Origin of the sequence: Pseudomonas sp. B26(2017) (assembly GCF_002113045.1) — a bacterium.
GTDB lineage: Bacteria > Pseudomonadota > Gammaproteobacteria > Pseudomonadales > Pseudomonadaceae > Aquipseudomonas.
The window spans coordinates 1-24,971 of record NZ_NEJJ01000021.1 but is presented as its reverse complement, the minus strand read 5'-3'; the positions used below and the strand labels follow the sequence as shown (position 1 = coordinate 24,971).

The following is a 24,971-nucleotide window of genomic DNA, read 5'->3' as shown; positions in this document are numbered from 1 at the left end:
ACCTTGCCATGCTGGCAAGGTCAAGCACCAGTTTCCGCTACCGGCTGCTCGCTTGTTCGCCTGATCGTTCCCACGCTCCGCGTGGGAATGCAGCCGGGGACGCTCTGCGTCCCAAAGCGTGACGCAGAGCGTCACAAGAGGCATTCCCACGCAGAGCGTGGGAACGAGCGGCAGGCCTTAGTAGCCGAGGCCGGTCGGCTTGAGGTACATGCCTTCCGCATTCATCGCGATGCGGAATTTCAGGATGTCGCCGGCATGCAGTTTGATCTCCTGCGAACCTGGCGCGAGCATGCCCGGGTTGCAACCCGGCATTTGCCCCGGCAGCAGTTTCAGGCGCAGCGAGACATTGCCCGGCGGCAGGTTGAACGAAGTGCTTTGCTCCTGGAACAGGCGCGCCGACAGTTGATCCTGGATGTACACGCCGATTTCGCACGAGGTCGCGACTTCCAGGCGCTCGCGGGAAATGATCAGCACCCCGTAATCTTCCCCGGCGGCATGCACCGAAGGGATCGCGGCAAAGAGGCTGAGTAAGCCAAACAGGCTGAAAGCTGACCAGCGCATGGCTGAATCTCCTGAATTCATGTCATTGATGCACGCAGCTTGGCCGAGCGCGGCGCCGATTGCCAGCCCGGCAGTTTTTTGCAGAACTTGACCTTGCCATTGTGGCAAGCCCGAGACTGCCGGCAACCTCACTCAAAGGAGTCATTCCATGCAAGTGTTCACTGTTGAAGGCATGTCCTGCGGTCACTGTGTCAAAGCCGTCACCCAGGCGGTGCAGAGCAAGGATCCGACCGCCAGCGTGCGGGTCGATCTGGCGGCGAAGGAAGTCGGTGTCGAAAGTGCGCTGAGCGCCGAGCAAGTGATCGAGGCGATCAGCGAAGAAGGTTATGCGATCAAACTCGCCTGATCTTTTTAATAGTTAGCGAGCTACCGGAATGTTCAAGGCGTCCTCGCGCGGCTAGACTGTCGGGCTGCATAGTCAGTCCGACTGCCCAACCCAACCGCCGCCCGAACTGGACGCCTGATGAACTTCCGTACCCTTCTGATTCTCGGTGCCCTGACCGCTTTCGGTCCGTTGGCGATCGACTTCTATCTACCCGCCTTTCCAACCATGGCGCTGGCGTTCGGCACGGATGAGAAACACGTCCAGCTGACGCTGTCGGCTTACTTTTTCGGCCTGTCCATCGGCCAACTGGCTTACGGGCCGTTGGCGGATCGCTTCGGTCGGCGGATTCCGCTGCTCATTGGTCTGACGCTGTTCACGCTGGCGTCAGTGGCCTGCGCCTACGCACCGAATCTGGAATGGCTGATCGGCGCGCGGCTCTTGCAGGCGCTGGGCGGCTGTGCGGGGATGGTGATTGCCCGAGCGGTGGTCAGCGACAAATGCGATGCGGTGGGCTCGGCGAAAGTCTTCTCGCAACTGATGCTGGTGATGGGGCTGGCACCGATTCTGGCGCCGATGCTCGGCGGCCTGCTGGTGAACACGTCGGGATGGCAGTCGATCTTCCTGGTGCTGACCGGTTTCAGTGCCTTGGCCGGACTGGCGGTAGCCCTCGGCCTGCCGGAAAGTCTGCCGGCGCATGTTCCGCATCAGCCGTTGTCTGGCGCCCTGCGTCAGTACGGCCGGTTGCTGACCGATCCGGTCTACATGGGCCATGCCCTGACCGGCGGCATCGCCATCGCCGGGATGTTTGCCTACATCGCCGGTTCCCCGTTCATTTTCATCAAATTGTATGGCGTACCCGCCGAGCACTTCGGCTGGCTGTTCGGTACCAACGCGGCCGGGTTCATTCTGGTGGCGCAGGTCAATGCGCGGCTGCTGGCCAAACGTGGCCCGGCCTTCCTGCTGTCGCGAGCGGTCTGGGTTTACCTGTGTGCCGGGCTGACGCTGCTTGCGGTCGGCGCCTTGCACACCGAGGCGCTGTGGCCATTGCTGATTCCGTTGTTCATCTGCGTGGCCAGCCTTGGTTGCATCAGCCCCAATGCGGCAGCGTGTGCAATGAACGGGCAGGGTGGTCGCGCCGGCAGTGCTTCAGCCTTGCTCGGCAGCCTGCAATTCAGTGTCGCCGCCGGGGCTTCGGCGCTGGTGGGGATCCTGCACGATGGCACCGCCGTGCCGATGGCCACTGTCATCAGCCTGTGTGGTCTGCTGGTGGTGTGTGCAGCGATGCTTACCCGGCGCATACAGAATGCCCGGGCGCTGGCAAAGGCGCAGGCTGAAATCTGAAGTCGAAAGCCTCAGCCGACAGCGCGCTGCTGGTCGGGATCGGGAATCTGATGGGGCGCGCGCAGACGCGCTTCGAGGGTGCGAGTGAAGGCGCGAGCTTCGGCCTCACTGCGGAAGGTCACGGCGTGCTGGTCGAGACGAACTTGCCACTGGGACTTTGCCACTTCTTTTATCAGGATCTTCATTGCTGACCTCCCGTACGTAAAAGATTGCATCGCAGAGGACTCGAGTGTAGTCCTGAATACGATCGCAATTGTGACAAGGGTCAAGCATCTGACTGACGGCAAAAAAACACCGCAGCCCCCGAGCCAGCCACATCAGAGGCTGAAGAAGGCTGCGGTCTTCCGAGTTTTAGAAACCTTCTAAAACAATTTTCCCCTTGGCCTTGCCGCTTTCCAGCAACTCATGGGCGCGGCGCAGGTTGCTTGCGTTGATCGTGCCGAAGTGCTCGCCGACCGTGGTTTTCAAGGTCCCGCTGTCGATCAGCCCGGCCACCCGGTTGAGCAGTTTGTGCTGCTCGATCATGTCCGCGGTTTCGAACAGCGAGCGGGTGTACATGAACTCCCAGTGCAGCGACAGGCTCTTGCGCTTGAGCTTGGTCACGTCCAGCGCCTTCGGATCATCGATCAGCGCCAGCTTGCCTTGCGGTGCCAGGGCTTCGACCAGTTGGTCCAGGTGCTGGTCGGTCTGGGTCAGGCTGGCCACGTGGGTCACGTTGGCGACACCGGCGCGTTTCAGCTCTTCGCTCAACGGCTGGCTGTGATCGATCACCCGATCAGCGCCCAGTTCGGTCACCCAGTCGCGGGTCTCCGGGCGGGAGGCGGTGCCGATCACCTTGAGCCCGGTCAACTGGCTGGCGAGTTGGGTGAGGATCGAACCGACGCCGCCGGCCGCGCCGACGATCAGCAGGCTCTGGCCTTCATCGGTATTGCCTTCGCGAATCTGCAGGCGTTCAAACAACAACTCCCAAGCCGTGATCGCCGTCAGCGGCAGGGCAGCAGCTTCGGCGAAACCGAGGGTTTTCGGCATATGGCCGACGATCCGCTCATCCACCACGTGCAGTTCGCTGTTGCCACCGGCCCGGGCGATGGAACCGGCGTAGAACACCTTGTCGCCGGCCTTGAACAGGGTCACTTCACTGCCGACGGCCTTGACCACACCGGCCACGTCCCAGCCCAGTACCTTGGCGGCGCCGCCTTCGGGCGCGACGTTCTGGCGAACCTTGGTGTCGACCGGGTTGACCGAAATCGCTTTGACTTCTACCAGCAGGTCGCGGGGGCCGGCTACCGGTTCCGGCAATTCGATGTCTTGCAGGGATTTTTCGTCGCTGATCGGGAGCGAGGCGTAATAGGCGATGGCTTTCATGGAAATCTCCAACAGTGAATATAAGGAAGGCTTCAGGCAATGACGCGCAGGCGCTTGAGTTCGAAGTGTTCGAGGAACGCCTCGGCCTGGCTGCGGAAGTGCTGGATATGGGCGCTGGCATCGTGAGCCTGCAGGGCTTCGTCGCTGGCCCACTGCTCGATCATGTAGAAGGCCAGCGGATTGGTCAGGTCCTGGTGCAGTTCGTATTGACCGCAACCGGCTTCGGCGCGGGTCGGCTCGATCAGAGCGCGCAGGTGCTGTTCAAGGGCCTCCTGCTGGCCAGGTCGGGCGATCAGGGTGGCGATGGCGGTGAAAGGCTGGGACATGTTCGACTCCGGGACAGGATGAATTCGATGGATGGCATGATTGGCTATTTCTGCGGGAGATAAAACCGGCTAAAAGAGCAGTCTCTTTCAATATTTTTTTGATAATCGGGGCTGAGGATGCTGCGTTTCGATGACTTGCAGTTGTTTGTTCGGGCGGCGGATCTGGGCAGCCTGTCGGCGGCGGCGCGGGTGATGGACATGTCCGCCGCCGTGGCCAGTGCTGCGCTCAAACGGATCGAGCAGCAATTGGGCGCGCGGCTGTTGGCGCGCTCCACTCGTAGCCTGCGGCTGACGGCCGAAGGTGAAGGGTTTCTCGAATACGCCCGGGCGGCGCTGAGCAATCTCGATGAAGGCCGCCGCCTGCTGGCCAGCGGGCAGGATCAGGTCAGCGGGATTCTGCAGCTGTCGGCGCCCTCCGACTTCGGGCGCAACCTGCTGTTGCCGTGGCTCGATGATTTTCAGCGTGAACACCCGAAGCTGACGGTGCGCCTGTTGCTGGGCGACCGCATCGCTGACCTGTTTCGCCAGCCGGTGGACATCGCCTTGCGCTATGGCGAGCCGGAGGATTCGAGCCTGGTGGCGTTGCCGATTGCCCCGCACAACCGACGGGTGCTGTGCGCATCGCCCGCCTACCTGGCCCGGCACGGCGAGCCGCTGCATCTGGAACAGCTCGCTCAGCACAACTGCCTGCTTTATATGCTCGGTGGCCGGGTGCACGACCATTGGAGTTTCCACGACGGCAAGCGTGAAGTCGGCCTGACGGTCAGTGGCGACCGCTTCAGTGACGATGCCGATGTGGTACGCCTGTGGGCGGTGGCGGGAGCCGGCATCGCCTACAAGTCATGGCTCGATGTGGCCGGTGATGTGCTGGCGGGGCGGCTGAAAGTGCTGCTGCCGGAGCTGCTCTGCGAACGCGCTCCGCTGAATCTGCTGTGCGCCCATCGCGCACAATTGAGTAAGCCAGTGAACCTTCTGAGGGAAATGCTCGCCAGCCGTTGCGCCGAATTGGGTAGCCGTTTTCCCGTTTTCCAGAAGTCTGACCATTAGTCGCAGGTAAATAGCGAAATTTCTCTCAGGAACAATCACCAGCCACGGGCACTCCGGCGCAGGACGCCGCGAGCAACCCGCTTATACTAACGGCCGCCTGTTGCCCGCACCAAAAGGCCGATGCGAGAACGATCAGACCGCAACCGGCCGGGTAGGGGCGAGGGTCGCGACAGTGCTGCGGTTTCCTTGCTGCGGCGCGCTGCCTCGCTTCGGCTCAAGGTATTTGCGCGCCTTGGCCGACGACTGATTACTGGTCAAGATGTCTATGAGCTGTAGACGATACGATTCAACAGGGAGTGAATAGATGGAACATGCACCTTGCATCAGCCAGATCGCCACGTTGCTGGCCGATCCCAAACGCAGCGCAATGATGTGGGCGCTCATGGATGGCTCGGCGCGGCAGACCGAGGAACTGGCGTTGCTGGCGGGGCTTTCGCCGTCATCGGCCAGTGCGCATCTGGGGCGCTTGTCCGCTGGCGGTCTGTTGAAGGTCGAGGCGCGCGGTCGCAAACGCTTCTTCCGCCTGGCGGCTCCCGAAATCGGCGCAGCCATCGAAGCGCTCGCCAGTGCCACGTTGGCCAGCGCTCCGCGAGAAATCCCCGAAGTGTTCAAGCGTGCCTCGCCGGTCGTCAGACCCCAGGCGGCTCCTTCATCACTGCTGCGCGCACGGTTTTGTGACGACCATCTGGGCGGAACGCTGGCCGCCGACCTGTACCAGCGCCTGCTTGATGCCGGATGGATCGAACAGCTTGAGCATCGAGTGGTGGTCACGCATAAAGGCTCGACACAATTGGCCGGGCGCGGCGTTTACATCCAGGCGCTGGCCCACCGCAATGCCCAGGTGGCGTGCGCCTGTCCGGACTGGAGCGAACGTCGCCCGCACATGGGTGGCTCGCTGGGAGCGGCGTTGCTGCAGTTGTTCATGCAGTCGGGCTGGCTGGTGCTGCCCAACGATTCCCGTGCCTTGCAACTGACGGCGGCGGGCCAGCGGGAAATTCATCGATTTGCCTGTGAAACCGAGCTGGAAATGGCGTTGTAGAGCACTTTCCTCCACTGATTTGCTAGCAAGCGTCGCCAGCGGCTGCGAGCACGTCGCAACTGGCACAGGCGCGTCACCGCTATCGCGCACACTCGATCCGGGGACTTTTCGGATTGAGGAGGTGGCATGGACACGGGAAACTTCAGCGCGGCAGATCGACTGGAGCGTCTGCCAGTCAGCGGTTATCACCGGATCATCTTCATCATCATCGCCCTGGCGTTTTTCTTCGACTCCATGGATCTGGCGATGATGACCTTCCTGCTCGGCTCGATCAAAGCCGAGTTCGGCCTGAGCAGTGCGCAGGCTGGTCTACTGGCCAGTTCGAGTTTTTTCGGCATGGTGCTGGGGGCGTCGCTGTCCGGACTGCTGGCTGATCGGTTCGGTCGCAAACCGGTGTTTCAATGGAGCATCGTCTTGTGGGGGCTGGCCAGTTACCTGTGTTCCACGGCGCAGACGGTCGAGAGCCTGACGCTGTTTCGCATTCTGCTGGGGATAGGCATGGGCATGGAGTTTCCGATTGCCCAGTCCATGTTGTCGGAGTTGATCCCCGCGCAGCGTCGGGGTCGTTACATTGCCTTGATGGACGGTTTCTGGCCGCTCGGTTTCGTGGCTGCCGGGGTACTGTCGTATTTCCTGCTGCCGTTGATTGGCTGGCGCGACATCTTCCTGGTGTTGGCGGTGCCGGCGGTGTTCGTGCTGGCGATCCGCTTTTTCATTCCCGAGTCGCCGCGCTGGCTGGAACAGGCCGGCAAGCATGACGCGGCGGACAAGGTCTTGCGCGGGATCGAAGCGCGGGTACAGGCCTCACTCGGCGGTGCTGCGTTGCCGGAGCCGGTTCGTCTGCCACGAAGCGTGACCCCTCCGGGCCATTTCCTTTCGGCGCTCAAGCAGATCTGGTCACCGTTGTATCGCCAGCGCACGACGATGATCTGGAGCCTGTGGTTCTTCGCGTTGCTCGGTTTCTACGGCCTGACCTCGTGGCTCAGTGCGTTGTTGCAACAATCGGGTTTTGCCGTGACCCAGTCGGTGTATTACACGGTGCTGATTTCCCTCGGCGGGATTCCTGGCTTCCTGATGGCCGCCTGGCTGGTGGAGCGTTGGGGTCGCAAGCCGGTGTGCATCGTCACGTTGCTCGGCGGCGGGGTGATGGCGTTTCTGTACGGACAAAGCGCGGTGTTTGGCGGCAACGTGGCGCTGCTGATCGGCACGGGTCTGTTGATGCAGTTTTTCCTGTTCGGCATGTGGGCGGTGCTCTACACCTACACACCGGAACTCTATCCGACCTCGGCGCGGGCAACGGGCTCGGGGTTTGCTTCGGCCATCGGACGCGTCGGCTCGCTGCTCGGGCCGTTGGTCACCGGGCTGGTGTTCCCGATCACCGGGCAGGGCGGGGTGTTTGCGCTGGGTGCGTTGTGCTTTGCAATTGCGGCGGCAGTGGTGTGGCTGTTCGGGATGGAGACCCGCGGCAAGACGCTGGAAGAGCTGACCGAAGCGGTCGTGCGCTGAGAACTGAAAAGCCGTTCGAACACGGGCATGTTCGAACGGCTTTGTGTGTTTACGGTTTTACCAATCGCGCATCCAGACTGTTCTGCGCCAGGCGTTTGGCCTGATCCTGGGTCATGCCCAGGTGGGTGTGCAGTGCATGGAAGTTCTCGGTCACGTAACCACCGAAGTACGCCGGGTCATCGGAATTCACCGTGACCTTCACGCCGCGCTCGAGCATGTCGAGGATGTTGTGCTGCGACATGTGATCGAACACGCAGAGCTTGGTGTTCGACAGCGGGCACACGGTCAGCGGGATCTGCTCGTCGATGATCCGCTGCATCAGGCGCTCGTCTTCGATGGCGCGTACGCCGTGGTCGATGCGCTGGATTTTCAGCAGGTCGATGGCTTCCCAGATGTACTCCGGCGGGCCTTCCTCACCGGCATGGGCGACGGTGAGGAAGCCTTCGTGACGGGCACGGTCGAACACGCGCTGGAACTTGCTCGGCGGGTGACCCATCTCGGAACTGTCCAGACCCACCGCAACGAATGCATCGCGGAACGGCAGCGCCTGGTCGAGGGTTTTCTGTGCTTCGTCTTCGCTCAGGTGGCGCAGGAAACTCAGGATCAAGCCGCTGGTGATGCCCAGCTGCTGCTCGCCATCCTTCAGCGCGGCGGCGATGCCGTTGAGCACCACTTCGAACGGGATGCCGCGGTCGGTGTGGGTCTGCGGATCGAAGAACGGCTCGGTGTGAATCACGTTCTGTTCTTTGCAGCGCAGCAGGTAGGCCCAGGTCAGGTCGTAGAAATCCTGGGAGGTGCGCAACACGTCGGCGCCCTGGTAATACAGGTCGAGAAATTCCTGCAGGTTGTTGAAGGCGTAAGCCTTGCGCAGGGTTTCAACGTCGCTCCACGGCAGGGCGATCTTGTTGCGTTCGGCCAGGGCGAACAGCAGCTCGGGCTCCAGCGAGCCTTCGAGGTGCAGGTGCAGTTCGGCTTTGGGCAGGGCGTTGAGCCAGTCGTACATATTCTTTTCTCATCAGGTGCAATGACGGCATTCTACAGATGCGCGCCGAAACAATTGGCAAAACCTGACCAACCGATCCATCACACCGCTTCCTGCTCCCGTCGATAGGCGTAGGTATCGGCGAAGCGCGACAGCAGGAACTCGGCGCAGGTGGTGGTCGGATATTTCGCCGGATGCTGTGCGTCCTGGCAACCGGGCAGGCACTCGATGCGGGTATCCGGATGCGGCTCGGCGAAGAACGGCATCGAGTAGCGATCCACGCCGAGCGGGCTGATGACCCGGTGCGGGGTCGAGCGATAACGGTCATTGCTCCAGCGCGCCATCATGTCGCCGAGATTGACCATGAAGGTGCCGTCGATGGGCGGTGCGTCGATCCACTGGCCTTTGACGTTTTTCACCTGCAAGCCGCCGGCCGCGTCCTGATACAGCAGCGTGATGCAGCCGTAATCGGTGTGCGCGCCGGCACCTTGCTGCTCGGCGGAACTGGCGGTGTGGCGCGGCGGGTAGTGGATCATTCGCAGCACGCTGACCGGTTCATTGAAGCGAGTGTCGAAGAAGTCGCGCTCGATGCCCAGCGCCAGAGTCATGGCCCGCAACAGGGTTTGCGCGAGTGCCTGCATGTCGAGGTAGTGCTGCTCCATCAGCGCTTCCCAGCCGGGCATCGCTGGATGACGGTTGGGGCCGCGCAAGGGTTTTTCCGCCAGCACCTCGGGATGATCGGCCGGCAGGTGCAGGCCCATGTCGAAGGTTTCCTTGAGGTCGCTGGGTTTGTCCGGGTCGAGTTGTTCGGTGGCGATGGCGCCGTAGCCGCGATGATGGACGGTCCGGGTGATGTCGATCTTGAGTTTTTCTTCTGCCGGTTGCGCAAAGAAGCGCTGCGCGTAATCAAGCAGGGATTCGATGCGCTGCGCAGAAATCGGATGACCCTTGATATAGAAAAAGCCCCATTCGCGGCAGGCGTGGTCGATCCGTTCGGCGACGGCGGGCCAGGCGTTCTGGTCGTTGGAGTAAAGCGGCGAGATATCGATGATCGGGAGTTGGTTCATTTCGAATGCTCTTTATTGATCGTTCCGACGCAGAGCGTGGGAACGATCAGGGTCAGGTCGGCGTCAGGTTGGTTACTTCGGCATCTCGGCCTTCATGCCTTCGACGTAGTAATTCATCGACGCCAGTTCGGCGTTGGTCGCGCTCACGCCCGCCGGGATTTTCTCGACGCCGGCCTGATCCTTGATCGGCCCGGTGAACGGTTGCAGGGCGCCGCTCTTGATGTCGGCGATGATCTGCTCGGCTTCGGCCTTTACCGGTGCCGGCACCAGATCGCTGATCGGCAGTTCGACCGTGCCTTCCTTCAACCCGCCCCAGTAGTCCTGGGATTTCCAGGTGTGGTCGATCACGCTCTGGGTCGCCTGAATGTAGTGCGGCGCCCAGTCGTTGACGATCGAGGTCAGCACCGCTTTCGGCCCGAAGTGCGCCATGTCCGAAGCGTAGCCCACGGCATACACACCGCGCCGTTCGGCGGCCTGGATCGGCGCCGGACTGTCGGTGTGCTGGAACACCACGTCCACGCCCTGATCGATCAGCGCGTTGGCGGCGTCAGCCTCTTTGCCCGGATCGAACCAGGAGTTGACCCACACCACTTTGATCTCCGTGCCGGGGTTGTATTTGTTCAGGGCCAGCTGGATGGCGTTGATGTCGCGGATCACTTCCGGGATCGGGAACGAGGCTACGTAGCCGATCTTTTTGGTCTTGGTCATTTTCGCGGCCAGGAAACCGCCGACATAACGGCCCTCGTAGGTACGAGCGAGGTAGGTGCCGAGGTTTTTGTCCTGCTTGTAGCCGGTGGCGTGTTCGAAGGTCACCTTGGGAAACTGTTTGGCCACTTTCACCGTCGGGTTCATGTAGCCGAAAGAGGTGGTGAAGATCAGGTCGTAATTGTCCTTGGCCATGTTGCGGATCACCCGCTCGGCATCGGCGCCTTCGGCGACGTTTTCCACATAGTTGGTGGTGATCTGCGAGCCGAGTTTTTCCGCCAGCGCCTTGCGCCCCTGCTCATGCTGATACGTCCAGCCGTGGTCGCCGATGGGGCCGATGTAGACGAAGCCGACTTTCAGTGGATCGGCGGCACTGGCGCTCAGGCTGAGGCCAAGGCCCATGGCGATGCACAGCAGTGTTTGCAGTGGACGTTTTTGCATGAACGCGAACTCCCTTTTTTTGTGTGTGGGGAGGGCAATGCAAAAGGCTGACCAAGCGGACAACAAATCGATTCGAAATCGCGGCGAAGCCTTTGCGGGCGAGCCCGCTCCCACAAAAAACCGCGATCCCGGTGGGAGCGAGCTTGCTCGCGATGAGGCCGGCCGGGCCGAAAAAAGTGCATGGCCGTACAGGGACGCCATCCACTGGTGCGCTAAGGTGTAACGAAACGTTAGCGCCGCCCCGCAGTCAGTAGCTCATTCGCACTCTTCGGCAAAAAAGGCCCGTCATGTTCACCATCCTCAAGCAAGAAAGCTTTCTGCTGTTGGCCGTCATCGCCGCCTGTGTTGCCTATCCGCTGGAGCACTGGTTGCTGCACAGCGGCCAGATCGTTGCCCTGACGGCCGGGCTGGTGCTGATCGCGTTCATCGTCGCCGCCTCGATGCGCGTCGCCCATCAGGCTGAACTGCTCGCGGAAAAAGTCGGCGACCCGTACGGCACGATGATCCTGACGCTCGCCGCCGTGCTGGTGGAAGTGGTGATCCTGGCGATCATGATGAGCAACGAAGCCTCGCCGACCCTGGTGCGCGACACGATCTATTCGGCGGTGATGCTCGACATCAACGGCATCCTCGGTCTCGCCGCGCTGATGGGCGGGATCAAGCATGGCGAGCAGTCCTACAACGATGATTCGGCCCGCAGTTACAGCGTGATGATCCTCACCGCCATGGGCGTGTCGATGGTGGTGCCGGAGTTCATTCCCAAGGCCAACTGGAAACTCTATTCGGCGTTCACCATCGGCGCGATGGTGTTGCTTTATGCGTTGTTCCTGCGCATGCAGGTCGGGCCGCACAGCTACTTTTTCAGCTACAGCTACCCGGACAAACGCCGCAAGAAAGAGCCGGTGGAGCAGGAGCCGAAACCGGTCAGCCTGGCGCTGTCGATAGGCATTCTGGTGTTCGGTGTGGTGGTGATTGGCGCACTGGCGGAAGTGATGTCCAAGACCCTCGATCTGGGCCTGGAAGGGACGGGCGCACCGCCGGTGATCACGGCGATTCTGGTGGCGGCGATTTCGGCAGCGCCGGAGATTCTGACCGCATTGCGCGCAGCGTTGGCCAACCGTATGCAGTCGGTTGTCAACATCGCGATGGGGGCTTCGTTGTCGACGGTGATCCTGACGGTGCCGGTGATGGAAGCAATGGCGCTTTACACGGGGCAGCCGTTTCAGATGGCGATGACGCCGGTGCAGACGGTGATGATCTTCATCACGCTGATCGTCAGCGCGATCAACCTTAATGACGGTGAGACCAATGCCATCGAAGGCATGACCCACTTTGTGCTGTTTGCGACGTTCATCATGTTGTCGCTGCTGGGCCTCTGAGAGCGACCAGCACCGACAGATCGTTCCCACGCTCTGCGTGGGAATGCCGCAAAGGACGCTCCGCGTCCTACGCTGGGACGCAGAGCGTCCCGGTATGCATTCCCACGCGGAGCGTGGGAACGATCAGAGGGGGGGAGATCAGGTGCCGGCGATCAACTGCCGGGCCGCCTGGCTGTGATCGGCAATCAGGCCTTTGAGATCCAGGCCTTCAACCTGCCCGTCAACCACACGCCACTTGCCGCCGACCATCACCCGATCCGCACGATCCGCGCCGCACAACAGCAGCGCCGAGATCGGGTCATGGCTGCCGGAGAAGCGCAGTTCATCCAGCTTGAACAACGCCAGATCCGCCTGCTTGCCCACCGCCAGTTCACCGATATCGGTGCGGCCCAGCAGGCTCGCCGAACCCTTGGTCGCCCAGCCCAGCACACGTTCCGGGGTGATCTTCTCGGCGCCATAACGCAGGCGCTGGATGTACAGCGCCTGACGTGCTTCGAGGATCATGTTCGACGCATCGTTGGATGCCGAACCATCCACACCGATACCGAACAACGCGCCGGCATCGGTCAGTTCGATGCTCGGGCAAATGCCGGACGCCAGGCGCATGTTCGAGCTCGGGCAGTGGCAGATACCGGTGCCGGCCGCGCCGAGACGGGCGATTTCGTCGGGGTTGAAATGGATGCCGTGGGCCAGCCAGGTGCGCGGGCCTAGCCAGCCGACGCTGTCCAGATAATCCACGGTGCGCAGGCCGAAGCGTTGCAGGCAGAAATCTTCTTCGTCGAGGGTTTCGGCGAGGTGAGTGTGCAGGCGTACATCAAGCTTGTTCGCCAGTTCGGCGCTGGCGGACATGATTTCCGGGGTCACCGAAAACGGCGAGCACGGCGCCAGAGCGATCTGGATTTGCGCACCGTCGCCACGTTCGTGGTACTCGTGAATCAGCCGCTGACTGTCGTTCAGAATCACCTGGCCTTCCTGCACGGTCTGCTGCGGCGGCAGGCCGCCGTCCTTCTCGCCGAGGCTCATCGAGCCACGGGTGAGCATGGCGCGCATGCCCAGTTCGCGCACGGTTTCGACTTGCACGTCGATGGCGTTTTCCAGGCCATCCGGGAACAGGTAATGGTGGTCGGCAGCGGTGGTGCAACCCGACAACAGCAACTCGGCCAGCGCGACTTTGGTGGCGAGGGCGAGTTTTTCAGGCGTCAGGCGCGCCCACACCGGGTAGAGGGTTTTCAGCCACGGGAACAACGGCTGATTGACCACCGGCGCCCAGGCGCGGGTGAGGGTCTGATAGAAGTGGTGGTGGGTGTTGATCAGGCCCGGCAGGATCACGTGTTCACGGGCGTCGAACACTTCATTGCAGGGGGCGGAGGGTTGCTGGCCAGCGCCGAGCACTTCGGTGATCACACCGTCTTGCAGCACCAGGCCGCCACGGGCATCGAGACCGTTGGCCGTGAAAATGGCGAGGGGATTTTTTAACCAGATACGGGTCGCAGGCATTGTGGCCGGCTCCTCTGAAAGTTGGGTTCAGGGTTGCCAGCTCAGTGTTGCCCTGTCTGCTGATCCAGGGTCGCCGCGAAGGACGAGGTGCGGAGTTTCGAACAAAATGTTGCGACGGGCAAGCCCGATCCGACCAGACACCGGGATAACCCTGTGGGAGCAAACCCCCACAGGGTCCAGCGGTTACCAGGGAATGGTTTCACCCTTGTAGTTCACGAAGTGATGGCCGCCCTTGCCGGCAAACGCGCCCACTTGATCCACCAGGCCACGGGTGCTGGTCTCCACGTCGATGTCGGCGCCTTCGCCGCCCATGTCGGTCTTCACCCAGCCCGGATGCAGCGACAACACCGTGAGTTTCTGCTCGCCCAACTGAGTGACGAAGCTGTTGGTCATCGAGTTCAGCGCCGCCTTGCTGGCCTTGTACAGCGCCAGTTCCGGCGCGTCGGGCATGGTCACGCTGCCCAGCACCGAACTCATGAACGCCAGCACGCCGCTGCCGTCGCGAATCTGCCCGACGAAGCGCTGGGCCAGATTGATCGGCGCCACGGCGTTGGTGAAGAACAGCTGACCGACTTCGGCCAGCGTCGCGCCGCCCGGCGTCTGGACTTCAGGCCCCTTGACCCCGGCGTTGACGAACAACAGGTCGAAGGTCTCGCCCTTGAGCTTCTGGCTCAGGGCGATTACCGCTTGCTGGTCATCCATGTCGAGTTTTTCGATCTGTACGTTACCCAGTGCTTTGAGCGCCTCGGCGTTGGAAGGATTGCGAACCGTGGCGGTGACTTGCCAGCCGTCGGCCAGCAGGGTTTTCACCAGTCCCAGGCCCAGGCCCCGGGAGGCGCCGATGATCAGTGCGTGCTTGGCAGAATTCAATGCGGACATGATGGGCTTTCCTCGAAAGTTGAAAGATCACGGGTTCAATGGACAGCGTTGACCGAGCCGATGCTGCAATTCGTGGCGCAGCTCGCCGAGCTCGGCGATGCGGGTTTCGACCAGCTTGAGTTTGTCTTGCAGCAGTTGCGTGACGGTGGTGTCGGGATTTGGCGATTGCCACAACGCGCCAACGCTGCTGCCGATCTCGCCGAGGGTAAAGCCCAGACGCTGTGCCGTTTTGATGTAGAGCACCAATTGCACCATCTCCGGCGGATAGTCGCGATAACCGTTGGCGCTGCGTTGCGCCGCGATCAATCCGCGCTCCTCATAAAAACGCAGCGTGTCACGGCTGACATCGCAGGCCTGGGCCAACTCACCGATGCGCATCTTGCAGGTCTCGAAAGTGTTTGACCCTGGAGCATACTCCAGGCTTTACCGTGGTTGCTCCCTGAATTTTCGGAGCAAGGATGATGTGGACTTCAACGCAGTATCGGCAGTTGGTGCGCGGCAGCGCCTGGTATGACTTGATCGTGACGGCGGCGTTTGTCACACCGTGGAGTTTTGCTGTGTTGCATGGGTTGCTGACGGCACTGAGTCAGGCGCTGGAGCTGCCCGGCGAGCTGCCGCCGTTCGAACCGGCGCATCTGCTGATAGCCAATCTGTTTGGTTCGGTAGTGTGCTTGTGGGCGGTGCTGCGGATTCGTGATCCGCAGCCGGTTTATGGGCGCTATGACGCGGTGGCCCGGTTTCTGTTCGCCGCGTGGATGACGTATGCCCTGGCCCACGGCGCCAGTTCTTTGGTGGTGGGTTTCCTGGTGCTCGAACTGGCGTGGGGCATCGCTCAGGCGTTGCCGGTTCGGCCGCTGTCGCGAGCCGTCACGGTTTAATGCCCGGCCTGCCACGGCTGCCCCAGTGACACCGGCGCATACAGCCGCGTACGCACTGCATCCCGCGACAACAACACCAGCACCAGAATGGTCGCGACATACGGCAGCATCGCCAGCAAACTCGAAGGAATCGCCAGCCCCAACCCCTGCGCCACCAGGTGCAGGATGCTGGCGAGTCCGAACAGATACGCGCCGAGCAACAGTCGCCACACCCGCCAACTGGCGAACACCACCAGCGCCAGCGCAATCCAGCCGCGTCCGGCGGTCATGTTCTCGGCCCACATCGGCGTGTACGCCAGCGACAGATAAGCCCCGGCCAGTCCGGCCATCGCCCCGCCGAACAATACGGCCAGGGTACGCACGGTCAGTACCGGCAAACCCATGGCACTCGCTGCGTCGGGATTCTCGCCGACCGCTTGAATGATCAGCCCGACACGGCTCTTCACGATCACCCAGGCTACCAGCGCAAACAGCGCGAACGACAGGTACACCAGCAGATCCTGGGCAAACAGCATGCGGCCGATCAGCGGGATTTCGCTCAAGTAAGGAATGGCCAGCGGCTCGAAACCGGCCAGCGGTTTGCCGACCCACGCTGCGCCGACAAAGGTCGACAGACCCACGCCAAAAATTGTCAGTGCCAGCCCGGTCGCCACCTGATTGGCGTTGAACACCAGCGCCACCAGGGCAAACAGCGACGACAGCAACATCCCGGCAAGCATCGCCAACACAACGCCCAACCAGAGGTTGCCGCTGTTGAACGCGACGATGAAACCGATCACCGCGCCAAACAGCATCATGCCTTCCTGACCAAGGTTGAGTACGCCGCTCTTCTCGCAGATCAATTCGCCCAATGCCACCAGCAGCAGTGGCGTACCGCAGCGCACCATGGCGTAGAAAATATTGCTCAACAGATCGATATCCATCACAACGCTCCGGCAGTTACGGCGGTGGTAGAAGTGCGCCGCACCCAGCGCAGGTTCAGGCGTGGCCGATAGAGGATCAGCACGTCACAGGCCAGCAGGAAAAACAGCATCATTCCCTGGAACAGCTGGGTGATCGCCTGTGGCAGATTCAACGTCATCTGCGCGCTCTCGCCACCGATGTACAGCAGCGCCATCAACAGGCTGGAAAACAGAATCCCGATCGGATTCAGCCTGCCGAGAAACGCCACAGTGATCGCTGCATAGCCGTAACCTGGCGAGACCTGCGGCACCAGTTGGCCGATCGGTCCGGTGACTTCGCAGACACCGGCAAGCCCCGCCAACCCGCCACTGATCAGCAGTGCGAGCCAGATCAGACGTTTCTCGCGAAACCCGACAAATCCTGCAGCACGCTTGTCCAGCCCCAACACCTTGATCTGGAAACCGACGAAACTTTTCTGCAGCAACACCCACACCGTGACCAGCGCGAGCAAGGCGAAATACACGCCGATATGTGCGCGACCGTCCTCCATCAACAGCGGCAGGCGGCTGGCGTCGCTGAACATTGCCGACTCGGGAAAATTGAACCCGGCCGGGTCTTTCAGCGGCCCGTGCACGCAGAACAGCAACAGGTTCAGCGCGATGTAATTGAGCATGATGCTGGTAAGGATTTCGTTGGCGTTGAAGCGAGTGCGCAACCAGGCGGTGAGCCCGGCCCACGCGGCGCCGGCGAGGGTGCCGGTGAGCAGGATCAGCACCAGCGCCCAGTGGCTTTGCATATCAATGATGTTCACCGCCAGCGCACTGCCGGCCAGAGCGCCGAGCAGCAACTGGCCTTCGGCGCCGATGTTCCAGATCCGCGCCTGATAGGCCACTGCGAGGCCGAGTGCGCACAACAGGATCGGCAGGGTTTTGACCAAGAGTTCGGAAACGCCATACAGGTCACTGACCGGAGCGATCAGCAACGTGTGCAGAGTCTTCAGTGGATCATGGCCAAGGGCGACGAACAGCAACGACCCGCAGACCAGCGTCAGCGCCGCCGCCAGCACTGGCGAGCACCACAGCATCAGGCGCGATTGCCGGCCTCGGGGTTCAAGGGAAAGCAACATGGGAAAACTCCGTTAAACCGTGGCCGGTTGTGATTTAGGGGTGTCGAATTGGCCGGCCATCCAGCCGCCGACGTCGCTGAGGCGGGTCAGCGCGGTGTCCTGCAACGCCGACAGACGCCCGCCGCACAGCGCGCCGAGGCGATCGCTGATCTGGAACAGTTCGTCGAGGTCTTCGGAAATCACCAGAATCGCCGCCCCGGCATCGCGCAGGGCAATCAGAGCGCGGTGGATGGTGGCCGCCGCGCCGACATCCACGCCCCAGGTCGGATGCGCGGCGATCAGCAGTTTCGGTTGCTGGAGGATTTCCCGGCCAAGGATGAATTTCTGCAGATTGCCGCCGGACAGGCTGCGGGCAGCGGTTTGGGTGCCCGGGGTTTTCACGCCGAAGCGCTGGATGATCGTTTCGGCGAGGGCTTCGACCTTGCCGCGCTCGATCAAGCCGTGGCTGACCAGGCCTTGTTGGAAGGCGGTAAGCAGGGCGTTGTCCGCCAGGCTCATGTCCGGCACCGCGCCATGCCCGAGGCGCTCGGCGGGGACGAACGCCAGACCGAGTTTGCGTCGCGCATCCGGGCGCAGATCGGCGACAGCGTGTTCTCGGAAGCGGATGGTTGACGCTGCGTTGTTGGGCAATGTCTGTTCGCCGCTGAGCAAGGCCAGTAACTCGTCCTGACCATTGCCTGCCACGCCAGCGATGCCGACGATTTCACCGCTGCGCACCTGCAGGTCGATGTCGCTCAGTGAACAGCCAAACGGATCCGGGTTGTGCCAGTTCAATCCGCTGACCTGCAAAAACGCCGCGCCGCCGGTGGCTTTCGTGAACTCGCCGATCAATGTCGCGGCGTCGCCCACCATCAATTGCGCCAGTTGCCGATCGCTGCAATCGGCCGGCACGCAATGCCCGGCAACCCGCCCGCTACGCAGCACCGTGGCGCTGTGGCACAAGGCGCGCACCTCACCGAGTTTGTGGCTGATGAACAGAATGCTGCAGCCCTCGGCCGCCAGCCGGCGCAGGGTGATGAACAACTCGTCGGCTTCCTGCGGCGTGAGCACCGAGGTCGGTTCATCGAGAATCAACAGGCGAATGTCTTGCATCAGGCAACGAACGATCTCGACCCGTTGCCGCTCGCCGATTGACAGGCTGTGGACAAGTCGCTGGGGCTCCAGCGCCATGCCGTATCGGCGCGACACTTCACGGATTTTCGCTTCAAGCTGTTTCGGCGAACCGGCCGCCGGACCCATCGCCAGTGCGATGTTTTGCGCAACGCTCAGAGTCTCGAACAGCGAGAAATGCTGAAACACCATGCCGATCCCCAACTGCCGCGCCTGAGCGGGGTTGCGCATGGTCACCGGTTGACCCTGCCACAGCATCTCCCCCGAATCGGCGTGGGTGACGCCGTAGATGATTTTCATCAACGTACTTTTACCGGCACCGTTTTCACCGAGCAGCGCGTGGATTTCACCGGGGGCGATGCTCAGGTCGATGGCGTCATTGGCGAGGCAACCGGGATAACGCTTGCTGATGTGGCGCAGTTGCAGGCGCGGTGGGGACGTGGGATTTGGCATGACAGGCTCGGGTTGCTTGGAGTTGTGCCTGTGGATAAAGCAATTTCCTGGCCATTGAGTCAGGAACGCGGGCGGCCGCTGTTTGCCAGCCTTTGGCGCAGAGCCTGTGAAGTAAGTTCGACGTCTTGTGCGGCACCACATGAGGGCAAAGCCGTTGATCAGGCTCCAGTTTTGCCCGCGCCTGGCTGATCAAAAAACGAGCAACCCCGTCCAAGCCATACAGAACCGGCGACTGCGCCAGCCATGAACGGCTTATCCACAGGTTGCTCCACAGTATTTGTGCGCAAGACAGAATCCCGGGCATAAGCACTGCCGGGCTTTCTTCTAAAGGCGATAAACAACGCTAAGCGATTGTTTTTACGTGAAATTGTTCGCCGGGTCAGCCGTTTGGACGAAAAGTGAGCAAATCCCGCAAAGCCACGTGACAGAAGGGTTACAGCAGCCTGTGCTCAGGTTATCCACAGCCGGGTGCACAGCGGATGTGGGCAAGTCACGGGCATAAGCAAACGGCTTGTGCCCCAAAACAGGACGAGGGCTCAACGCTGCAGCAGGATTCGTCCACGGCTCAGATCGGCCAACTGTTTCTGCAGCAGCTCAATGTGCGCTTCGCCCACGGCCAGTTGCAACTCGACACCATTGGCGGTGAAGTTTTCTTCCACCACCAATCCGCCCAGATCCGCAACCCGCAGCTTCACCAGCGCCAGTTCGCCAAAGGCGCAGGCGCAACGCACGGGCACACGACTGATCAATTCGATCTTCGGCGCTGCTTGCAGGCATTTGTTGGCGCCGCCGCCATAGGCCCGGGCCAGACCGCCGGTGCCCAGTTGAATGCCGCCGTACCAGCGGATCACCAGCACCGCGACCTGATCGCAGTCCTGCGCTTCGATGGCCGCGAGAATCGGTCGACCTGCTGTGCCACCGGGTTCGCCGTCGTCGTTGCTGCGGTACTGATCGCCAAGTTTCCACGCCCAGCAATTGTGCGAGGCATTCAAGTCGCTGTGTTGCTCGATGAAGGCTTGCGCCTCAGTGGGGCTTGCGATCGGCGCGGCGAAGGTGATGAAACGGCTTTTGCGAATCTCTTCGCGAAATTCGCAGAAGCCGCTGAGGGTGAATGGCATAAAACGACTTATATGGAAGAAGTGAGGCCGCAGCCTTTGAGGATGATGCGGATCAGATTGTTGCCGGCGTCTTCCATGTCTTGCTTGGTCAACTTGCTGCGACCGGTCACCCGGCAGATCTGGGTGGCGAAGTCGGCGTAATGCTGGGTGCTGCCCCACAACAGGAAGATCAGGTGCACCGGGTCGACCGGGTCCATTTTGCCCGCGTCGATCCAGGCCTGAAATACACTGGCGCGGCCCTGGAACCAGGCGCGGTAATCCTGGTTGAAGTATTCGGTCAGGCATTCGCCGCCGCTGATCACTTCCATCGCAAAGATTCGCGACGCTTGCGGCTGGCGCCGGGAAAATTCCATTTTCGCGCGGATGTAGCGGGTCAGCGCTTCGGCCGGATCGTCTTCGGCTGTCAGGGTGTTGAAGGTGCTGTCCCACAATTGAAGGATGTTGCTCAGCACGGCCACGTACAGACCCAACTTGTTGGTGAAGTAGTAATGCAGGTTCGCCTTGGGCAGCCCGGCCTTGGTGGCGATGGTGTTCATGCTCGTGCCTTTGTACCCGTGACGGGCAAACTCGTCTTCGGCGGCTTTGATGATGGTCTCTTCGTTCTTCTGACGAATGCGGCTGGCGGGCTTGCCGCCGTGAGCGGGGACTTCAAAGGTCATAGGCACTTCCGGGTTTGTCTGTGGGGTGCAACCAGTTGCGTTGATAGCGCAACCGTCGGCGCGGGACAAGCCCCGGTCGAATAAAACCCCGGTCATCAGCGGGTGGCGGCCAGGCTTTCGAGAAAGCTTTCCAGTACCAGATGCGGGCGACGGCCCTTGCGGGTGACCGAGGCCAGGCTCAAGTCGTAGAACCGCGTACTGGCCTTGAGCGCGCGCAAGCGACCTTGTTGCACCCAGAGGCTGGCGTAGTGATCCGGCAGGTAGCCGATGTAGCGCCCGGTCAGAATCAGGAACGCCATGCCTTCACGGTCGGAAGCGCTGGCGGTGCAATTGAGGGCCTGATAGTGCGCCTGGATCTCCGCCGGCAAACGGAAGGTCGGGGCAATGGCGTCCTGACTGTTGAGGCGCTTGTCATCCAGCTGTTTATCGTCGACATAAAACAGCGGATGACCCACTGCGCAGTAGAGAAGTGAACGTTCGCTGTACAGCGGCTGATATTCCAGTCCCGACAACGCACTGGCCTGCGGCACCACGCCGACATGCAGGCGTCCGTCGAGCACGCCTTGCTCGACTTCGTTGGGGGCGATCATGCGAATCTGGATCTGCACGTCCGGCCCGCGCTCTTTCAACTGCGCGAGCGCGTGGGTGATGCGCATGTGGGGCAGGGTGACGAGGTTGTCGGTCAGGCCGATGATCAATTCGCCGCGCAAATGCTGGTGCAGGCCGTTGACCTCGGTGCGGAAACTTTCCAGCGCACTTAAAAGCTGCAGCGCCGATTGATAGACCTCGCGACCCTCCTCGGTCAGCGAGAAACCCGCGCGCCCGCGTTGGCACAGACGCAGTCCGAGACGCTGCTCCAGATCGCTCATCTGCTGGCTGATCGCCGAGCGACCGATGCCGAGCACGGTTTCCGCCGCCGAGAAGCCGCCGCACTCCACCACGCTGCGAAAAATCCGCAGCAGACGAATGTCGAAGTCACTGACCTGGGCCAGTGGATCGGGGCGGCGGCTGCTCATGCTGTTGTTCTCATTGTTTAGCAGAGTTCTAACTGAAGGTTAGAAGAGTTGAATTTCACCGACTTTATCCGCGTGGCAATTTAGCTGCAACAACGCTTTTTATCTCTCTGAAGCTTATTGCCCTGCGAGGTTTTGCCCGATGAACATGCCTGAAAACGCGTCGTCGCCACTGGCCAGCCAACTGAAGCTGGACGCGCACTGGATGCCGTACACCGCCAACCGCAACTTCCAGCGCGACCCGCGTTTGATCGTCGGCGCTGAAGGCAGCTGGCTGATCGACGACAAGGGCCGCAAGGTGTACGACTCGCTGTCCGGTCTGTGGACCTGCGGTGCAGGACATACCCGCAAGGAAATCCAGGAAGCGGTGGCCAAGCAGTTGGGCACTCTCGATTACTCGCCGGGCTTCCAGTACGGCCACCCGCTGTCGTTCCAGTTGGCGGAAAAAATCACCGACCTGACGCCGGGCAACCTGAATCACGTGTTCTTCACCGACTCCGGTTCCGAGTGCGCCGATACCGCGGTGAAAATGGTCCGTGCCTACTGGCGCCTGAAAGGCCAGTCGACCAAAACCAAGATGATCGGCCGTGCCCGTGGCTATCACGGCGTGAACATCGCCGGCACCAGCCTCGGCGGCGTCAACGGCAACCGCAAACTGTTCGGTCAGGCAATGATGGATGTCGATCACCTGCCGCACACCTTGCTGGCGAGCAATGCGTTCTCCCGTGGCATGCCGGAGCAGGGCGGTATCGCGTTGGCCGATGAACTGCTGAAGCTGATCGAACTGCACGATGCGTCGAACATCGCAGCGGTGTTCGTCGAGCCTATGGCCGGTTCCGCTGGCGTACTGGTTCCGCCACAGGGCTACCTCAAGCGTCTGCGTGAAATTTGCGATCAGCACAACATCCTGCTGGTGTTCGACGAAGTGATCACCGGTTTCGGCCGTACCGGCACCATGTTCGGTGCAACGACTTTCGGTGTGACGCCGGACCTGATGTGCATCGCCAAGCAAGTCACCAACGGCGCGATCCCGATGGGCGCGGTGATTGCCAGCTCCGAGATCTACCAGACTTTCATGAACCAGCCGACCCCGGAATACGCCGTGGAATTCCCGCACGGCTACACCTACTCGGCGCACCCGGTGGCTTGCGCTGCGGGCCTGGCGGCACTCGACCTGCTGCAAAAGGAAAACCTGGTGCAGAGCGTGGCCGAAATCGCACCGCATTTCGAAAACGCCCTGCATGGTCTGAAAGGCGCGAAGAACGTCATCGACATTCGTAACTTTGGTCTGGCCGGTGCGATCCAGATCGCGGGTCGTGACGGCGACGCCATCGTGCGTCCGTTCGAAGCCGGTATGGCGTTGTGGAAAGCCGGGTTCTATGTGCGCTTCGGCGGCGACACGCTGCAGTTCGGCCCAACTTTCAACAGCAAGCCGCAAGACCTTGATCGTCTGTTCGACGCGGTCGGCGAAGTGCTGAACAAGCTCGACTGATTTTTCCTTCTATAAAGCTACGCCAATGGCAGGCGCCTCTTGCGGGCGTCTGCGCACAAGAATTCAGGAGTTCCCCGATGAGCGTTATCCCGCATTTGATCAATGGCGAACTGGTGACCGAGAACGGTCGCGCGGTCGATGTATTCAACCCGTCCACCGGTCAGGCAATCCACAAGCTGCCGCTGGCCAGCCGCGAAACCATCCAGCACGCCATCGATGCCGCCAAGGCTGCATTCCCGGCCTGGCGCAACACGCCACCGGCCAAACGTGCTCAGGTGATGTTCCGCTTCAAGCAACTGCTGGAGCAGAACGAAGCACGCATTGCGCAACTGATCAGCGAAGAACACGGCAAGACTCTGGAAGACGCGGCCGGTGAACTGAAGCGTGGTATCGAGAACGTCGAGTTCGCCTGCGCAGCGCCGGAAATCCTCAAGGGCGAGTACAGCCGCAACGTCGGCCCGAACATCGATGCCTGGTCCGATTTCCAGCCGCTGGGCGTAGTGGCCGGCATCACCCCGTTCAACTTCCCGGCCATGGTGCCGCTGTGGATGTATCCGCTGGCGATCGTCTGCGGCAACTGCTTCATCCTCAAGCCATCCGAGCGTGATCCAAGCTCGACCCTGCTGATCGCGCAACTGCTGCTGGAAGCCGGTTTGCCGAAGGGTGTGCTGAGTGTCGTGCATGGTGACAAGACTGCGGTGGACGCGCTGATCGAAGCGCCGGAAGTCAAAGCGCTGAGTTTTGTGGGTTCGACGCCGATTGCCGAATACATCTATGCCGAAGGCACCAAGCGCGGCAAGCGCGTACAGGCGCTGGGTGGCGCGAAGAACCATGCGGTGTTGATGCCGGATGCGGATCTGGACAACGCGGTCAGCGCCCTGATGGGCGCGGCTTACGGTTCTTGCGGCGAGCGCTGCATGGCGATTTCTGTAGCCGTGTGTGTGGGCGATCAGGTGGCGGACGCACTGGTGGCCAAACTGGTTCCACAGATCAAGGCGCTGAAAATCGGTGCCGGCACTTCTTGCGGTCTGGACATGGGGCCGCTGGTTACCGGTCAGGCACGCGACAAGGTCAGCGGTTACGTCGAAGATGGCGTGGCGGCGGGCGCGACCCTGGTAGTCGATGGTCGTGGTCTGAGCGTTGTCGGTCATGAAGAAGGTTTCTTCCTGGGTGGCTGCCTGTTCGACAATGTCACTCCTGAGATGCGCATCTATAAAGAAGAGATCTTCGGGCCGGTTCTGTGTGTCGTCCGGGTGAACAGCCTGGAAGAGGCGATGCAACTGATCAACGATCATGAATACGGCAACGGTACTTGCATCTTCACTCGTGATGGTGAAGCAGCGCGTCTATTCTGCGACGAGATCGAAGTCGGCATGGTCGGCGTCAACGTTCCATTGCCGGTGCCGGTGGCTTACCACAGCTTTGGCGGCTGGAAGCGTTCGCTGTTCGGCGACCTGCATGCTTATGGTCCGGATGGCGTGCGCTTCTATACCCGTCGCAAGGCGATCACCCAGCGCTGGCCGCAGCGTGCGAGCCATGAAGCTTCGCAATTCGCTTTCCCTAGCTTGTAAGTAGAAGAGCAGTGCAAAGAAGGCCGACCTATTAAGGTCGGCCTTCGCGTTTCGGGGCTTTTTTGACCGATATGACAGATTTGTGAAAATAAGTGTTGACGGCAGATTCTGAGTCTCTATAATTCGCCCCACTTCCGGCGCAGTCGAAACGGAAAACTCCTTGATATTCAATGAGTTAAGTAAGTTTC

Annotated in this window: 25 protein-coding genes; 9 read left to right on the top strand and 16 right to left on the bottom strand. The window is 61.3% G+C overall.

The window, feature by feature from the left end; genetic code table 11:
• Positions 1–177: 177 nt before the first annotated feature.
• A complete protein-coding gene (locus CAF79_RS25935) occupies positions 178–561 on the bottom strand; it encodes a hypothetical protein (RefSeq protein WP_085700948.1) in 384 nt (127 codons plus the stop codon).
• A gap of 148 nt (positions 562–709) precedes the next feature.
• Here CAF79_RS25935 and CAF79_RS25930 point away from each other — a divergent pair, with 148 nt between their 5' ends.
• Positions 710–907 (top strand): heavy-metal-associated domain-containing protein, encoded by a 198-nt coding sequence (locus CAF79_RS25930; RefSeq protein WP_085700947.1) that lies wholly within the window; start codon positions 710–712, stop codon positions 905–907.
• A gap of 117 nt (positions 908–1,024) precedes the next feature.
• A complete protein-coding gene (locus tag CAF79_RS25925) occupies positions 1,025–2,227 on the top strand; it encodes a multidrug effflux MFS transporter (RefSeq protein ID WP_085700946.1) in 1,203 nt (400 codons plus the stop codon).
• A gap of 11 nt (positions 2,228–2,238) precedes the next feature.
• On the opposite strand, the gene CAF79_RS29250 is transcribed toward CAF79_RS25925, so the two are convergent.
• The 3 genes from CAF79_RS29250 to CAF79_RS25915 form a co-directional block, all read right to left on the bottom strand.
• Positions 2,239–2,412, bottom strand: coding sequence for a hypothetical protein (locus CAF79_RS29250; protein ID WP_170929797.1), 174 nt, complete (start codon positions 2,410–2,412; stop codon positions 2,239–2,241).
• A gap of 166 nt (positions 2,413–2,578) precedes the next feature.
• The gene (locus CAF79_RS25920) at positions 2,579–3,592 is read right to left on the bottom strand and encodes a zinc-binding alcohol dehydrogenase family protein (RefSeq protein WP_085700945.1); all 1,014 of its coding nucleotides are present in this window, start codon (positions 3,590–3,592) and stop codon (positions 2,579–2,581) included.
• Between the two features lie 32 nt (positions 3,593–3,624).
• Positions 3,625–3,918, bottom strand: a complete 294-nt coding sequence (locus CAF79_RS25915; RefSeq protein WP_085700944.1) for a putative quinol monooxygenase — start codon at positions 3,916–3,918, stop codon at positions 3,625–3,627.
• A 117-nt stretch (positions 3,919–4,035) separates the two neighbouring features.
• Here CAF79_RS25915 and CAF79_RS25910 point away from each other — a divergent pair, with 117 nt between their 5' ends.
• The 3 genes from CAF79_RS25910 (at position 4,036) to CAF79_RS25900 (ending at position 7,510) form a co-directional block, all read left to right on the top strand.
• Positions 4,036–4,965, top strand: coding sequence for a LysR family transcriptional regulator (locus CAF79_RS25910; protein WP_085700943.1), 930 nt, complete (start codon positions 4,036–4,038; stop codon positions 4,963–4,965).
• A gap of 304 nt (positions 4,966–5,269) precedes the next feature.
• A complete protein-coding gene (locus CAF79_RS25905; RefSeq protein WP_085700942.1) occupies positions 5,270–6,004 on the top strand; it encodes a helix-turn-helix transcriptional regulator in 735 nt (244 codons plus the stop codon).
• Positions 6,005–6,130: 126 nt separating this feature from the next.
• Positions 6,131–7,510: an MFS transporter gene (locus CAF79_RS25900; protein WP_085700941.1), complete on the top strand. Its 1,380-nt coding sequence runs from the start codon at positions 6,131–6,133 to the stop codon at positions 7,508–7,510.
• A gap of 49 nt (positions 7,511–7,559) precedes the next feature.
• Here the strand turns inward: CAF79_RS25900 and CAF79_RS25895 are convergent, their stop codons facing one another.
• From CAF79_RS25895 to CAF79_RS25885, 3 genes are all read right to left on the bottom strand, one after another.
• Positions 7,560–8,513 (bottom strand): adenosine deaminase, encoded by a 954-nt coding sequence (locus tag CAF79_RS25895; RefSeq protein WP_007958502.1) that lies wholly within the window; start codon positions 8,511–8,513, stop codon positions 7,560–7,562.
• A gap of 80 nt (positions 8,514–8,593) precedes the next feature.
• On the bottom strand, positions 8,594–9,559 hold the full coding sequence (locus tag CAF79_RS25890) for an isopenicillin N synthase family oxygenase (RefSeq protein ID WP_085700940.1): 966 nt from the start codon (positions 9,557–9,559) through the stop codon (positions 8,594–8,596).
• Between the two features lie 72 nt (positions 9,560–9,631).
• Positions 9,632–10,705, bottom strand: coding sequence for a BMP family ABC transporter substrate-binding protein (locus tag CAF79_RS25885; RefSeq protein WP_085700939.1), 1,074 nt, complete (start codon positions 10,703–10,705; stop codon positions 9,632–9,634).
• A 287-nt stretch (positions 10,706–10,992) separates the two neighbouring features.
• Between CAF79_RS25885 and CAF79_RS25875 the strand changes: the two genes are divergently transcribed.
• Complete coding sequence (locus CAF79_RS25875) at positions 10,993–12,084, top strand: calcium:proton antiporter (protein WP_085700937.1); 1,092 nt, start codon at positions 10,993–10,995, stop codon at positions 12,082–12,084.
• A gap of 138 nt (positions 12,085–12,222) precedes the next feature.
• On the opposite strand, the gene CAF79_RS25865 is transcribed toward CAF79_RS25875, so the two are convergent.
• From CAF79_RS25865 to CAF79_RS25855, 3 genes are all read right to left on the bottom strand, one after another.
• Positions 12,223–13,581, bottom strand: coding sequence for an 8-oxoguanine deaminase (locus tag CAF79_RS25865; protein ID WP_085700935.1), 1,359 nt, complete (start codon positions 13,579–13,581; stop codon positions 12,223–12,225).
• Positions 13,582–13,764: 183 nt separating this feature from the next.
• On the bottom strand, positions 13,765–14,451 hold the full coding sequence (locus CAF79_RS25860) for an SDR family oxidoreductase (RefSeq protein ID WP_085701019.1): 687 nt from the start codon (positions 14,449–14,451) through the stop codon (positions 13,765–13,767).
• A gap of 36 nt (positions 14,452–14,487) precedes the next feature.
• Positions 14,488–14,838 carry a MerR family transcriptional regulator gene (locus CAF79_RS25855; RefSeq protein ID WP_085700934.1) on the bottom strand — a complete coding sequence of 117 codons (351 nt, stop codon included), beginning with the start codon at positions 14,836–14,838 and terminating at the stop codon, positions 14,488–14,490.
• 83 nt (positions 14,839–14,921) lie between these two features.
• Between CAF79_RS25855 and CAF79_RS25850 the strand changes: the two genes are divergently transcribed.
• Positions 14,922–15,338 carry a hypothetical protein gene (locus tag CAF79_RS25850; RefSeq protein WP_085700933.1) on the top strand — a complete coding sequence of 139 codons (417 nt, stop codon included), beginning with the start codon at positions 14,922–14,924 and terminating at the stop codon, positions 15,336–15,338.
• Here CAF79_RS25850 and CAF79_RS25845 read toward each other — a convergent pair.
• The 6 genes from CAF79_RS25845 to CAF79_RS25820 all read right to left on the bottom strand — a co-directional run bounded on the left by CAF79_RS25845 (position 15,335) and on the right by CAF79_RS25820 (position 21,723).
• Positions 15,335–16,261 (bottom strand): ABC transporter permease, encoded by a 927-nt coding sequence (locus CAF79_RS25845; protein WP_085609257.1) that lies wholly within the window; start codon positions 16,259–16,261, stop codon positions 15,335–15,337. The two genes, CAF79_RS25850 and CAF79_RS25845, sit on opposite strands and share 4 nt — an antisense overlap.
• A complete protein-coding gene (locus CAF79_RS25840) occupies positions 16,261–17,367 on the bottom strand; it encodes an ABC transporter permease (protein WP_085700932.1) in 1,107 nt (368 codons plus the stop codon). Before CAF79_RS25840 ends, CAF79_RS25845 begins: the two co-directional genes overlap by 1 nt.
• Before the next feature lie 12 nt (positions 17,368–17,379).
• Positions 17,380–18,930 (bottom strand): ABC transporter ATP-binding protein, encoded by a 1,551-nt coding sequence (locus tag CAF79_RS25835; protein WP_085700931.1) that lies wholly within the window; start codon positions 18,928–18,930, stop codon positions 17,380–17,382.
• A gap of 536 nt (positions 18,931–19,466) precedes the next feature.
• Positions 19,467–20,048 carry a YigZ family protein gene (locus CAF79_RS25830; RefSeq protein WP_085700930.1) on the bottom strand — a complete coding sequence of 194 codons (582 nt, stop codon included), beginning with the start codon at positions 20,046–20,048 and terminating at the stop codon, positions 19,467–19,469.
• Positions 20,049–20,056: 8 nt separating this feature from the next.
• On the bottom strand, positions 20,057–20,707 hold the full coding sequence (locus CAF79_RS25825) for a TetR/AcrR family transcriptional regulator (RefSeq protein ID WP_085700929.1): 651 nt from the start codon (positions 20,705–20,707) through the stop codon (positions 20,057–20,059).
• A gap of 95 nt (positions 20,708–20,802) precedes the next feature.
• The gene (locus CAF79_RS25820; RefSeq protein WP_085690635.1) at positions 20,803–21,723 is read right to left on the bottom strand and encodes a LysR family transcriptional regulator; all 921 of its coding nucleotides are present in this window, start codon (positions 21,721–21,723) and stop codon (positions 20,803–20,805) included.
• Between the two features lie 139 nt (positions 21,724–21,862).
• Between CAF79_RS25820 and CAF79_RS25815 the strand changes: the two genes are divergently transcribed.
• Complete coding sequence (locus CAF79_RS25815) at positions 21,863–23,212, top strand: aspartate aminotransferase family protein (RefSeq protein ID WP_085700928.1); 1,350 nt, start codon at positions 21,863–21,865, stop codon at positions 23,210–23,212.
• Positions 23,213–23,289: 77 nt separating this feature from the next.
• Positions 23,290–24,783 carry a CoA-acylating methylmalonate-semialdehyde dehydrogenase gene (locus CAF79_RS25810; protein ID WP_085700927.1) on the top strand — a complete coding sequence of 498 codons (1,494 nt, stop codon included), beginning with the start codon at positions 23,290–23,292 and terminating at the stop codon, positions 24,781–24,783.
• Positions 24,784–24,971: the final 188 nt, after the last annotated feature.

Coding starts and splice junctions, on each gene's coding strand:
- CAF79_RS25935 (WP_085700948.1), bottom strand. CDS start 561: ATGCGCTGGTCAGCTTTCAGCCTGTTTGGCTTACTCAGCCTCTTTGCC.
- CAF79_RS25930 (WP_085700947.1), top strand. CDS start 710: ATGCAAGTGTTCACTGTTGAAGGCATGTCCTGCGGTCACTGTGTCAAA.
- CAF79_RS25925 (WP_085700946.1), top strand. CDS start 1,025: ATGAACTTCCGTACCCTTCTGATTCTCGGTGCCCTGACCGCTTTCGGT.
- CAF79_RS29250 (WP_170929797.1), bottom strand. CDS start 2,412: ATGAAGATCCTGATAAAAGAAGTGGCAAAGTCCCAGTGGCAAGTTCGT.
- CAF79_RS25920 (WP_085700945.1), bottom strand. CDS start 3,592: ATGAAAGCCATCGCCTATTACGCCTCGCTCCCGATCAGCGACGAAAAA.
- CAF79_RS25915 (WP_085700944.1), bottom strand. CDS start 3,918: ATGTCCCAGCCTTTCACCGCCATCGCCACCCTGATCGCCCGACCTGGC.
- CAF79_RS25910 (WP_085700943.1), top strand. CDS start 4,036: ATGCTGCGTTTCGATGACTTGCAGTTGTTTGTTCGGGCGGCGGATCTG.
- CAF79_RS25905 (WP_085700942.1), top strand. CDS start 5,270: ATGGAACATGCACCTTGCATCAGCCAGATCGCCACGTTGCTGGCCGAT.
- CAF79_RS25900 (WP_085700941.1), top strand. CDS start 6,131: ATGGACACGGGAAACTTCAGCGCGGCAGATCGACTGGAGCGTCTGCCA.
- CAF79_RS25895 (WP_007958502.1), bottom strand. CDS start 8,513: ATGTACGACTGGCTCAACGCCCTGCCCAAAGCCGAACTGCACCTGCAC.
- CAF79_RS25890 (WP_085700940.1), bottom strand. CDS start 9,559: ATGAACCAACTCCCGATCATCGATATCTCGCCGCTTTACTCCAACGAC.
- CAF79_RS25885 (WP_085700939.1), bottom strand. CDS start 10,705: ATGCAAAAACGTCCACTGCAAACACTGCTGTGCATCGCCATGGGCCTT.
- CAF79_RS25875 (WP_085700937.1), top strand. CDS start 10,993: ATGTTCACCATCCTCAAGCAAGAAAGCTTTCTGCTGTTGGCCGTCATC.
- CAF79_RS25865 (WP_085700935.1), bottom strand. CDS start 13,581: ATGCCTGCGACCCGTATCTGGTTAAAAAATCCCCTCGCCATTTTCACG.
- CAF79_RS25855 (WP_085700934.1), bottom strand. CDS start 14,838: ATGCGCATCGGTGAGTTGGCCCAGGCCTGCGATGTCAGCCGTGACACG.
- CAF79_RS25850 (WP_085700933.1), top strand. CDS start 14,922: ATGTGGACTTCAACGCAGTATCGGCAGTTGGTGCGCGGCAGCGCCTGG.
- CAF79_RS25845 (WP_085609257.1), bottom strand. CDS start 16,261: ATGGATATCGATCTGTTGAGCAATATTTTCTACGCCATGGTGCGCTGC.
- CAF79_RS25840 (WP_085700932.1), bottom strand. CDS start 17,367: ATGTTGCTTTCCCTTGAACCCCGAGGCCGGCAATCGCGCCTGATGCTG.
- CAF79_RS25835 (WP_085700931.1), bottom strand. CDS start 18,930: ATGCCAAATCCCACGTCCCCACCGCGCCTGCAACTGCGCCACATCAGC.
- CAF79_RS25830 (WP_085700930.1), bottom strand. CDS start 20,048: ATGCCATTCACCCTCAGCGGCTTCTGCGAATTTCGCGAAGAGATTCGC.
- CAF79_RS25825 (WP_085700929.1), bottom strand. CDS start 20,707: ATGACCTTTGAAGTCCCCGCTCACGGCGGCAAGCCCGCCAGCCGCATT.
- CAF79_RS25820 (WP_085690635.1), bottom strand. CDS start 21,723: ATGAGCAGCCGCCGCCCCGATCCACTGGCCCAGGTCAGTGACTTCGAC.
- CAF79_RS25815 (WP_085700928.1), top strand. CDS start 21,863: ATGAACATGCCTGAAAACGCGTCGTCGCCACTGGCCAGCCAACTGAAG.
- CAF79_RS25810 (WP_085700927.1), top strand. CDS start 23,290: ATGAGCGTTATCCCGCATTTGATCAATGGCGAACTGGTGACCGAGAAC.